Genomic DNA, 11,767 nt, shown 5'->3' on the forward strand with positions numbered 1-11,767 from the left:
CCGCCCGTAACATCTAATGAATTACTGTTTAGAACAGGATTCAAGGCCAATGGAATCTATAAGGGCTCCATGTGGCGGATCAGGCACTGGACTTCACGCTTTTCCCTGAAATCATTGGTTTGCAATTCATAAACCACGCGGACACGCGACGGTGGCGGCTTTCCGGAGTATCCGTTGAAGTGGATGGCCTGAATGCTTGCCTTACCATCCACCGGCTTGAGCTGCAGTTTGAGATGTTTGTCCTTCAGCACCTGCCAGCCGATGACCTCGAACGCATTGTCGAATACCGGCACCGGAAAGCCCTGCCCCCAGGGGGCGGATTCGGCCAACATCACCGCGGTATCCCGGCACAGCTCCTTTTCGGTCAGCGGCCCGTCGGTCAGGATGACTTCGTGCAGCAGATCCGGATCGAGTGTTTCCAAGACAATGCTCATGAACGCGCGGTGGAACACAGGAAACATATCGCGGTCCAGCGTCAGTCCGGCCGCCATGGCATGCCCGCCGAAGCGCGTAATCAGCCCTGGATGTCTGGCATCGGCCAGAGCCAATGCATCCCGGATATGAAACCCCGGTATCGAGCGGCAGGAGCCGCGTAATTCCGTACTGCCCGGCTCGCTGGGAGCAAATACCAAAACGGGACGGTGGCTGCGATCTTTCATGCGCGAAGCAACCAGACCTATGATGCCAGGGTGCCAATCCGGTTGATGCAGAATCAGGCATTTCTGATCCGGGAATGCGTCCAGATCAATGGAGGCAAGCATCGTCTCGGCATCATCCAACATGTCCTGTTGCAGATGCTGCCTTTCAAGATTGATGGCATGCAGGCTTTGCGCCATATCCATGGCCTGAGTGGGTTCGTCAGCCAAAAGGCATTCGATGCCAAGCGCCATGTCTTCAAGCCGGCCTGCGGCATTGATTTTCGGACCAATCCGGAATCCGATATCCAAAGCGTCAATTTTCCCTCTCTCCAGCCCGCCAATCGCAAGCAAAGCGGCGACTCCGGCCTGGCAGCGCCCGGCATTGATGCGCGAAAGCCCAGCACGAACCAGTCGCCGGTTGTTCGCATCAAGTTTAACCATGTCTGCGATGGTGCCGATGGCCACCAAATCCAGCAGACTGGATAAATCCGCCTGACCGCCTGACTGCTCGCGCATCCGGCTGCGTACCGCCAGAAGCAGATAAAAAACAACACCGACTCCGGCCAGAGACTTGCTTGCAAAGCTGCAGCCCGGTTGGTTCGGATTCACGATGGCATCTGCTTCAGGCAGTTCATCACCGGGAAGATGGTGGTCTGTGACCAGCACACGATATCCGCGGGCTTTGGCTGCCGCTACCCCGGCATTGCAAGCGATGCCGCTGTCTACGGTGATGATAAGATCCGGTTTTAATTCAGCAAGGTCTTCAACAAGGCCCGGGGTCAGGCCGTAGCCGTGACGGACACGGTGGGGAACTTTGAAATAAACATGCTTTGCCCCCAGCATTTGCAGACCACGCACAGCAACTGCAGTTCCTGTAGCGCCATCACAGTCGAAATCACCGACGACAACGATTCGCAACTGTCTTGCAATGGCATCCGATAACAGGGCAACTGCGCTCTCCAGATGGAGCATCGAATCCGGCGGAATAAGATGCTGAAGACTGAGGTCTGCCTGTATGGGATCAGAAATGCCTCGCGCTGCGTAAATCCTGCCCAGCAACGCCGAATCATGCAAATGGGCGATTTCAGGATTGAAAGCGCGTTGTCGGATGGATCGGCTGGGCATCATTGGTCCATCATAAGCCGGCATGATCCGTCGAACAATGGCGCGGACGAGGATAAAATTCCAATAAAGGTAGGAATGTGGATTGTGAGCAGTCTTGACATGAAATTCAGGACTTCCGTGTAATCTTGTGCTACCTCATTCCCAAGAGATTCAGACATGATGCGTAATTTCGGCGTCTTGGTAGCACTTCTCTGTTTAAATGCCTGCGCCAGCGTACCGCAGACCAGCGGGGTGCAGCTCGTATCCGACAAGCCACTCGAAACCGTCACCGATGAACAGGGGCGTAACGTATCCCGTTATGTGGATGCAGCACGCCTGTCTTCAATCAAAAGCTATGTCCTGCCGGAGATTAAGCTTACCCTGCCTGTCGAGAATCCCGATATCAGCAAGGAACAGCTCGCGCTCATCAGCAACGCCTTGAACCGCTCGATATGCACACGGCTAGGTCAATATCTGACGGCAGATACGGATGCCTCCGGTAACGCGATGCGCGTGGAAGTCTCCCTGACCGGTATCACCCCGACATCCAAATCCATTGCCGGGCTTTCCGCAGCTGTGGATACCTTTGTTCCCGGCCCCTTCCGAATCCCGGTTGGCATGGGAGCCATCGCCCTCGACGCGCGCGCCAGCAATGACGAAGGAACGCTGGCGTTCATGCGTTGGGCCAAAGGCGCAAACCCCGTGTTCAACAGTGCGAAGGTATCTTCGATCGGGGACGCCTACGCATTGATTGAGACATTTACTCGCGAATTTGGCCAGCTTCTTCTGCAAGCTGCAGGCGGCGAAGAGAAACGGGCGAAGCTTCCGGATCAGCAAATCCAATCCAATGAAACCCTGTGTGAAACTCGTTTTGGCAAAGTCGACCCCGTCGGAAAAGGTGCGTCGTTCCTGATTCCGCTATCCCCTGAATTCATCGACAAGGGAAAACCGGAAACGACCAAGGCTTCAGAAGACGGGAATTGATTTCCGTTTCCAGAAATGCCATTGCCATTCCGGCTGCCAATGCCATCGGGTGCCATCGGCAAAATCAAACAGTGTTTTGATGGCCGGGTCGAAACCGACCTCGATCTCCGGCCAGGACCGCAAATGCCTCATATCGCATAACGCGTCACTGCCCTGCCCCGGACTCATCTGATGGGACAGGGCACGAACCATGACATCATCGGAAATCACCGCTTCAAAGCCATGTTCGACCGATGACGGCATGATGCCGCCACCCCAGAACCAGAGGCCATTGACCGGCAGTTGGCCGTTTTGTTGACGGATGACATTCAGTGGATGGTTGTGTAAAACAATCTGGGATTCATTGAATAAAGCCATCCAGCGGCGATCCGACGGCAAGTGGCCTGTGATATCGCATCCGAGCATATCCGTTACCGGCACCGCTGAAGGAAGTGGAATGCCGTCCCGGATGCGCAGATAAAAAGTTTCCTGACTGCCGGTGAGAAGGTCGATGCCATGATCAGCGAAGCATGCCTGCAACGCTGCAGTCATTGCGTGCATTTCGGATTCGGTCAGATTGAAGCCATCCCAGGCCATGACACGGGCCCCGCGCATCTCCACCTGCAGAAAGACCGGGTCGGCGCGTAACCAATACTCCGATCCGGCGTCGCCCGATTCGCGTTGCCTGCACAAAGCGGCCAAAGGCCAGCCGGCATCCCTGGGGTGGAAATAGCGTTGAAGCTGGTGGGTTTCACCGGGCTCGAGAGCTTCCGTTTTAAAACGACGCCCGAGCCTGCTGAACGCAGTTGAAGGCTGCTGCCCCGCAAAGCGACGCTTTTCCGGCAAAAGAAGAACACGTTTGCCGGTTCCGGTCATGGTCAATCGATGTAACGGACTGCAGTGATTTCGTATTCGCGGTTACCGCCGGGAGCAAAGATGGTAATGGCATCGCCTTCATGCTTGCCGATCAGGGCACGTGCAATCGGCGAGGAAATCGAGATGCGTTGTTCTTTGAGGTCCGCTTCAAGATCACCGACAATCATATAGATCACTGCGGCATCGGTTTCGACATCGACCAGTTCAACTGTGGCTCCGAACACCACTTTCGAACCGGCTTTCAGTTTACCGACCTCGATGATCTGGCAGTGTGACAGCGTGTACTCCAACTCCTGGATGCGTCCTTCGATGAAACTCTGCTGATCACGTGCCGCATGGTATTCGGCATTTTCTTTCAAATCTCCGTGTGCCCGTGCCTCGGCAATGGCTTCAATCACCTGCGGCCGTTTCACCGATTTGAGGTTGTCCAGTTCGGCACGAAGACGGATGGCGCCGGCATGGGTCAACGGAACGATGGTGCTCATCCGCCCAGCTCTCCGTGCAGCTCCTGCAAAGACCAGACCCGCGGGTTGTCCCGGGTATCCATCGACTGGATCAGGGCCTTGGCGCCGGGGATGGTGGTTGAATAGACCAAGCGGTGCTGCAGGGCTTCGCGCCGGATCGAGAACGAATCCGCGATGGCCTGCTTGCCTTCAGTGGTATTGACGATGTAGTTGATTTCGCCATTCTTGATCAGATCGACGATATGCGGGCGACCTTCAGCCACTTTGTTGATGGCATCACAGGGCAACCCCTGTCCGCGCAGATAGCCGGCGGTACCGTGGGTGGCAACCAGGCTGAATCCCTTCTTCAGAAGGGATTGTGCAATTTCAACCAACCGTGGTTTGTCGACTTCGCGTACCGAGACAAAGGCCTTGCCGACCTGCGGAACCCGGATTCCGGCGGCCTCTTCAGCCCTCCCGAAAGCCTCGCTGAAGGTCCGGCCGACGCCCATGACTTCACCAGTTGAGCGCATTTCCGGCCCGAGGATGGGATCGACGTTCTGGAACTTGGCGAATGGGAAAATCGCTTCCTTGATCGAGTAGTAAGGTGGAATGACTTCACGCACGGCATTCTGGGATGCCAGACTGCGTCCGGCCATGCAGCGCGCGGCGATCTTGGCCAGCGGCACGCCGATGGCTTTCGAAACGAAAGGCACCGTACGCGATGCACGTGGATTGACTTCCAGCACGAAGATGGTATCGCCCTGGATGGCGAACTGGGTATTCATCAGACCGACGACCTTCAGGGCTTTCGCCATTCGGCTGACCTGCTCACGCAAACGGTCCTGTATCTCGGCACTGAGGGTGTATGGTGGCAACGAGCAGGACGAATCCCCGGAATGCACGCCGGCTTCCTCGATATGCTCCATGATGCCGCCAATCAGGACATTGCCTTCCATGTCGGCGATGATATCGACATCCACTTCAACGGCATGATCGAGGAATCGATCAAGCAGCACCGGCGAATCATTGGAAACCTGGACCGCTTCGCGGATATAACGGGAGAGGTCTTCATCGGAATACACCACTTCCATGGCACGTCCGCCAAGCACATAGCTCGGGCGCACCACCAGCGGATAGCCGATTTCATTGGCCATCGCGATGGCCTGTTCGGCATTGCGTGCCGTGCGGTTCGGCGGCTGCAGCAGGCCGAGTTCCTCGACCAGGCTCTGGAAGCGTTCACGGTCTTCCGCCCAATCGATGGAATCCGGCGAGGTGCCGATAATCGGCGCACCGGCGGCTTCGAGTGCACGCGCCAGCTTCAGCGGGGTCTGGCCGCCGTACTGCACGATGACGCCGACCGGTTTTTCCAATTCGACGATTTCCATCACGTCTTCGAAGGTCAATGGTTCGAAATAGAGGCGATCGGAAGTATCGAAGTCGGTGGAAACCGTTTCCGGATTGCAGTTGATCATGATGGTTTCGAAACCATCCTCACGCAATGCCAAGGATGCATGTACGCAGCAGTAATCGAATTCGATGCCCTGCCCGATCCGGTTCGGGCCGCCGCCCAGCACGATGATTTTCTTGCGGTCGGTCGGGGCCGCTTCGCATTCATCCTCGTAGGTGGAATACAGGTAGGCAGTGTCGGTAGCGAATTCCGCAGCACAGGAATCCACGCGCTTGTAGGTCGGTCGCACCTTCAGGGCATGGCGTAGCGCACGCACGGCAGCTTCGTCGGTATTCACCAACTGGGCGATACGGGCATCGGAAAAACCCTTGCGCTTGAGATGCCGCATACGGACGGCATCCAATGCCGGCAGGCCGCCTGTGGCGATTTCCGTCTCAATAGCGACCAGTTCCTCGATCTGGTCAAGGAACCACGGATCGATGAAGCTCAGTCCAAACACTTCATCGACGCTTAGGCCGGCGCGGAATGCCTCGGCCACCTGGAACAGACGTTCCGGTCCCGGCTCTTTCAATTCGCGCTTGATGCGCAGCAGGCCTTCTTCACCCTGGGCGGCGGCACCGGTCGGGTCAAAACCGACCTTGCCGATTTCCAGGCCGCGCAATGCTTTCTGCACGGACTCCTGAAACGTCCGACCCATGGCCATGACTTCACCGACCGATTTCATCTGGGTGGTCAGTCGGGCATCGGCAGCCGGAAATTTCTCGAAGGCGAAGCGCGGAATTTTGGTGACGATGTAGTCGATGGTCGGTTCGAACGAGGCCGGTGTTGCGCCGCCGGTGATTTCGTTGCGGAGTTCATCGAGGGTGTAACCGACCGCCAGCTTGGCCGCGATCTTGGCAATCGGGAAGCCGGTGGCCTTCGAGGCCAGCGCCGACGAACGCGACACGCGTGGATTCATTTCAATGACCACCACCCGGCCGTTTTCGGCATTGATGCCGAATTGGACGTTTGATCCGCCGGTATCGACGCCGATTTTGCGCAGCACGGCAATCGAGGCATCCCGCAGACGCTGGTATTCCTTGTCGGTCAGGGTCTGCGCTGGCGCCACGGTGATCGAGTCGCCGGTATGCACGCCCATCGGGTCGAGATTTTCGATCGAACAGACGATGATGCAGTTGTCGGCGGTGTCGCGCACCACTTCCATTTCGTATTCCTTCCAGCCCAGCACCGATTCTTCAATCAGCACTTCGGTGGTCGGCGACAGGTCAAGGCCGCGTTTGGTGATTTCCACGAACTCTTCGCGGTTGTAGGCGATGCCGCCGCCGCTGCCGCCCAACGTGAAGCTTGGGCGGATGATGGTGGGGTATCCAACGCGGGTCTGGATATCCAGCGCCTGCTCGAGGCTGCGGGCGATTTCCGCTTTCGGGCAATCCAGGCCGATTTCGGCCATGGCGACACGGAACAGCTCACGGTCTTCGGCCATGCGGATGGCTTCGGGTGATGCGCCAATCAGCTGCACGCCATACTTTGCGAGAGTGCCCTCATCTGCCATGGCCAGAGCACAGTTCAGCGCGGTCTGACCACCCATGGTCGGCAACAAGGCATCCGGTTTTTCCTTGGCAATGATGCGTTCGACCGTGGCCGGATTAATCGGTTCGATGTACACGGCATCGGCCATGTCCGGGTCGGTCATGATGGTGGCCGGATTGGAATTGACCAGTACCACGCGGTAGCCTTCCTCGCGCAGGGCCTTGCAGGCCTGTGCGCCGGAATAGTCGAATTCGCAGGCCTGACCGATGACGATGGGACCGGCACCGATAATCAGGATGGTTTTGATGTCAGTACGCTTGGGCATCAGCGTTTCTCCATGAGCGTAATGAACTTATCGAACAGGTAGGCCACATCGTGCGGGCCGGGGCTGGCTTCCGGGTGCCCTTGGAAGCTGAAAGCCGGCGCATCGGTCAGGGCAATACCCTGGTTGGATTGATCGAACAGCGAACGGTGGGTGACCCGGACATTGGCCGGCAGACTGCCTTCATCGATGGCGAATCCGTGGTTCTGCGAAGTGATCATCACCCGCATTGAATCGAGATCCTGGACCGGATGGTTGGCGCCGTGATGGCCGAATTTCATTTTCAGGGTCGCCGCGCCGCTGGCCAAACCCAGCAGCTGGTGGCCGAGGCAGATGCCGAAGGTCGGAACTTTGCGGGCGATGAAGGTCTTGATGGCGGCAATCGCATAATCACAGGGTGCCGGATCACCCGGACCGTTGGACAGGAAAATGCCGTCCGGATTCAATGCCAGAGCCTGCTCGGCGGGAGTCTGGGCCGGCACTACCGTAATGCGACAACCGCGTTCGGCCAGCATGCGCAGAATGTTGTGCTTGACCCCGAAATCGTAGGCGACCACATGGAAGCGTTCCGGCGCCTGAATAAATGCCTGGCTGTTGAGGTCAAGCTGGCCGTCGGTCCATGCGTATTGGGCGGTGCAGGACACCACCTTGGCCAGATCCATGCCTTTCAAGCCGGCGAATTTGCGTGCGGCCTCAATGGCGTGGTCGATGTCGATCACACCGGCCATCAGCGTGCCGCTTTGGGCACCGCTGTTGCGCAGAATACGGGTCAGCTTGCGGGTGTCGATATCGGAAATGGCGACGATGCCGTTCTGTTTCAGCCATTCCGGCAAGTCGATCTGGTTGCGCCAACTGCTGGCCCGGCGCGGCACATCGCGCACGATCAACCCAGCGGCATAGACCTGATTGGATTCGTTATCCTGAACGGTAATCCCGGTATTGCCGATGTGCGGATAGGTCAAGGTGACCAGTTGCCGGCTGTAGGAAGGGTCGGTCAGGATTTCCTGGTAACCGGTCATGGCGGTGTTGAATACCACCTCGCCCACCGAAATTCCGGTTGCGCCTACGGAAAGACCCTCGAATACGGTACCGTCTTCGAGAGCGAGAATGGCTGATTGGGTCACAAAGCTCGCCTTTTCAAAAAAGTTAAGGTTCTTCCCACGGCAAGACTTTGCATTGAGCAAAGGCCGTAAAAAGGCGGTTTAGGCGAGTGAGAATTTTAGCGGAATCAACCGCTATTGTCCAGCAATGCCGGAAATACGTCAGTATCCGAACTCCAGCTTGTCATGAACACGCCGACGGCCGCCCACGAAAGCAAAACGGAGAGGATAATCCTCTCCGTTTCGGGTCACTCTCATGAACAGCCTGTTCAGCGGTAATCGTCCGGCGTCGGGCAGATGCAGATCAGATTGCGGTCACCATAGACGTTATCAACGCGGCCGACCGGACTCCAGTACTTGTCCTGACGCGCGCTGCCGACCGGGAACACCCCCTCCTCGCGTGAGTACGGGCGATTCCATTCGGCCTCGGCCAGATCGAACACGGTATGCGGCGCATGGCGCAGCGGACTGTGTTCAATGGCAAACCGCCCGTTCTGGACCTCGGCAATCTCGTTGCGGATGGCGATCATGGCATCGCAGAAACGGTCCAGTTCCACTTTCGCCTCCGACTCAGTCGGTTCGATCATCAAAGTGCCCGGCACCGGGAAGCTCATGGTCGGGGCGTGGAAGCCGAAATCAATCAATCGTTTGGCGATGTCATCCACGCTCACGCCACAGGCATCTTTCAGTGGACGCGGATCGATGATGCACTCATGCGCAACGCGGCCGTTGTGGTTGCGGAACAGTACCGGAAAATGCGGATGCAGGCGGGCCGCCATGTAGTTCGCGCTGAGGATCGCCACTTCGGTCGCCAGCTTCAGGCCCTCGCCGCCCATCATCAGGATGTAGGCGTAGCTGATCGGCAGAATCGATGAGGAACCGAACGGTGCCGCCGAAACCGGGCCGACCGGCGCAGTGCCGCCGTCCAGCACCGGATGGCCTGGCAGATACGGGGCGAGATGCGCTTTGACGCCGATCGGGCCCATGCCCGGGCCGCCGCCGCCGTGCGGAATGCAGAAGGTTTTGTGCAGATTGAGGTGTGAAACGTCAGCACCGAAATCGCCCGGACGCGACAGGCCGACTTGGGCATTCATGTTGGCACCGTCCATGTAAACCTGGCCGCCGTGCTGGTGCACGATGTCGCAGATTTCACGGATACGCTCCTCGAATACACCGTGCGTGGACGGATAGGTCACCATCAATGCCGCCAAATTGGCGCTGTTTTTTTCCGCTTTGGCACGCAGATCGACGACATCGACATTGCCGTCGGCATCGCAGTTGACCACGACCACGTCCATCCCGACCATCTGGGCCGAGGCCGGGTTGGTCCCGTGTGCCGAAGACGGAATCAGGCAGACGGTGCGGTTGAGATCGCCACGGGCATGGTGGTAGCCGCGGATGGCAAGTAGACCGGCGTACTCGCCCTGGGCGCCCGAGTTGGGTTGCAGCGATACCGCATCGTAGCCGGTAATCTCGATCAGCCATTTTTTCAGATCATCGAACAGTTCGTAATACCCCAAGGCCTGCTCAACCGGCGCGAACGGGTGCAAAGCCCCGAATTCCGGCCAGGTGACCGGAATCATTTCGGCGGTGGCATTGAGCTTCATGGTGCAGGAACCGAGCGGAATCATGGCGCGGTCCAGCGCCAGATCGCGGTCGGACAGCTTTCGCAGATAGCGCAGTAACTCGGTTTCGGAACGGTAACGGCTGAAGATGGGATGCTTGAGGCAGGCTTCGGTACGGGTCAGGCCAGCCGGAACGGCAGCGCCCTGTGTGGCCACGTCGGCATAGCGGAAGCTGCCGCCAAAAGAGCGCCAGACCGCTTCCACGGTTTCCAACGTAGTGGCTTCATCCAGGGCGATGCCCAAAGTGTTGGCGTCCAGAATGCGGAAGTTGATTTTCTCAAGCGCTGCGCGGGCCACAATGTCGTCCCGTTGGGATCCCACATCCACCGTAATGGCGTCGAAATAATGGGTGTTGCGGATTTTGAAACCGAGCTTGGCAAGACCGGCGGCCAGTACCTTGGTGCGGGCGTGGACATCGCCGGCGATGGCGGTAAGCCCTTCCGGACCGTGATAGACCGCGTACATCGAAGCGATGACCGCCAGAAGCACCTGCGCCGTGCAGATGTTCGAGGTCGCTTTCTCGCGGCGGATGTGCTGCTCACGGGTTTGCAGAGTCAGGCGATAGGCCGGTTGACCGCGTGAATCGATGGAAACACCGATCAGACGACCCGGAATGGAACGTTTATAGGCATCGCGGACGGCCATATAGGCGGCATGCGGACCGCCGTAGCCCATTGGAACGCCAAAGCGTTGGGTCGATCCGATGGCCATGTCGGCGCCGAGTTCGCCTGGGGAGGTGAGCACAGCCAGCGCCAGCGGATCGGCGGCCATGATGCTGAGCGCTCCGGCAGCTTTCAACCGGGCAATGGCCGGGCGGAAGTCACGGATCTCACCGTCGCTTCCCGGATACTGGAAAATGGCGCCGAACACATCGGCGGCATCCAAATCAGTTTCGGGGTTGCCGATGACCAGCGTCCAGCCCAGTGGCTCGGCGCGCGTGCGCAACACCGCAATGGTCTGCGGGTGGCAGTTCTCATCAACAAAGAATTTACGGGTTTTCGATTTGGAAACGCGCTCGGCAACCGCCATGGCTTCGGCCGCTGCGGTGCCCTCATCCAACAGCGAGGCGTTGGCCACATCCAGACCGGTCAGTTCGCAGACCATAGTCTGGAAGTTCAGCAACGCTTCAAGCCGGCCCTGTGAAATCTCCGGCTGATAGGGTGTGTAGGCCGTATACCAGGCCGGGTTTTCGAGAATGTTGCGCAGAATCACCAACGGCGTCAGCGTGCCGGAGTAGCCCTGCCCGATCAGTGAGGTGAATACGGTATTTTTCGAAGCCAGCTCGCGAAGGCGGGCCAGAGCTTCGACTTCGGAAAGTGCACGCCCCATGCTGCTCAGCGGCTTGAGAATCCGAATGGACTCCGGCAGGGTTTCCGCAATCAGGGTTTCCATGCTGTCGACACCGACGGCCTCCAGCATCTGCTGGACTTCCTGCGGGGATGGGCCGATGTGACGGGCAGCGAAATCGCGGGCAACGTGCGGAAGCGGCAAAGCGTTAGGTTCGGTCATGACAGGTCTCTGAGTGGGCGCGCATCGGAAACCGGACATCAGCCTGTCCGGTATCGGCGCCCCCTCTGTCTGTTTGCCTGAGAGTGTTATCCCGTCGGCAGGCGCCGGCATCGGCCGCGCCGTTTTTCAGAGTGTCTACACCGGCGGTTCTTTTGCCTGAGAGTTTCCGGGGCGGTTGCTCCTTCGGCGCTGGGAATCCAATCTCTCCCGCACGGCAAGCAATTATACCAACTTACACGCCCAACC

General features: G+C 58.2%; 7 protein-coding genes and 1 riboswitch. Of the genes, 1 reads left to right on the top strand and 6 read right to left on the bottom strand.

Features of this window, described 5'->3' with window-relative positions; all coding sequences use genetic code 11:
* Nucleotides 1-56: 56 nt before the first annotated feature.
* The gene (gene recJ / locus ACIQ1A_RS05560; RefSeq protein ID WP_395770073.1) at nt 57-1,766 is read right to left on the bottom strand and encodes a single-stranded-DNA-specific exonuclease RecJ; all 1,710 of its coding nucleotides are present in this window, start codon (nt 1,764-1,766) and stop codon (nt 57-59) included.
* Nucleotides 1,767-1,919: 153 nt separating this feature from the next.
* On the opposite strand from recJ, the gene ACIQ1A_RS05565 reads away from it, so the two are divergent.
* Entirely contained in the window at nt 1,920-2,726 is an 807-nt protein-coding gene (locus ACIQ1A_RS05565; RefSeq protein ID WP_395770074.1) for a DUF3313 family protein, read from the top strand.
* Here the strand turns inward: ACIQ1A_RS05565 and ACIQ1A_RS05570 are convergent.
* The 5 genes from ACIQ1A_RS05570 to gcvP form a co-directional block, all read right to left on the bottom strand.
* Nucleotides 2,709-3,581: a hypothetical protein gene (locus ACIQ1A_RS05570; RefSeq protein WP_395770075.1), complete on the bottom strand. Its 873-nt coding sequence runs from the start codon at nt 3,579-3,581 to the stop codon at nt 2,709-2,711. The genes ACIQ1A_RS05565 and ACIQ1A_RS05570 overlap by 18 nt on opposite strands.
* A 2-nt stretch (nt 3,582-3,583) precedes the next feature.
* A complete protein-coding gene (greA, locus tag ACIQ1A_RS05575) occupies nt 3,584-4,066 on the bottom strand; it encodes a transcription elongation factor GreA (protein WP_395770076.1) in 483 nt (160 codons plus the stop codon).
* A complete protein-coding gene (gene carB / locus ACIQ1A_RS05580; protein WP_395770077.1) occupies nt 4,063-7,290 on the bottom strand; it encodes a carbamoyl-phosphate synthase large subunit in 3,228 nt (1,075 codons plus the stop codon). Before carB ends, greA begins: the two co-directional genes overlap by 4 nt.
* Nucleotides 7,290-8,411 carry a glutamine-hydrolyzing carbamoyl-phosphate synthase small subunit gene (gene carA, locus ACIQ1A_RS05585; RefSeq protein WP_395770078.1) on the bottom strand — a complete coding sequence of 374 codons (1,122 nt, stop codon included), beginning with the start codon at nt 8,409-8,411 and terminating at the stop codon, nt 7,290-7,292. The genes carB and carA overlap by 1 nt, the downstream gene beginning before the upstream one ends.
* 245 nt (nt 8,412-8,656) lie before the next feature.
* Nucleotides 8,657-11,521 carry an aminomethyl-transferring glycine dehydrogenase gene (gene gcvP, locus ACIQ1A_RS05590; RefSeq protein WP_395770079.1) on the bottom strand — a complete coding sequence of 955 codons (2,865 nt, stop codon included), beginning with the start codon at nt 11,519-11,521 and terminating at the stop codon, nt 8,657-8,659.
* Between the two features lie 134 nt (nt 11,522-11,655).
* Nucleotides 11,656-11,741, bottom strand: a riboswitch (glycine riboswitch).
* Nucleotides 11,742-11,767 lie beyond the last annotated feature (26 nt).

It is taken from the genome of Arenimonas sp. (genome assembly GCF_044353605.1).
In the GTDB taxonomy this organism is placed as follows: Bacteria; Pseudomonadota; Gammaproteobacteria; order Xanthomonadales; family Xanthomonadaceae; genus Arenimonas.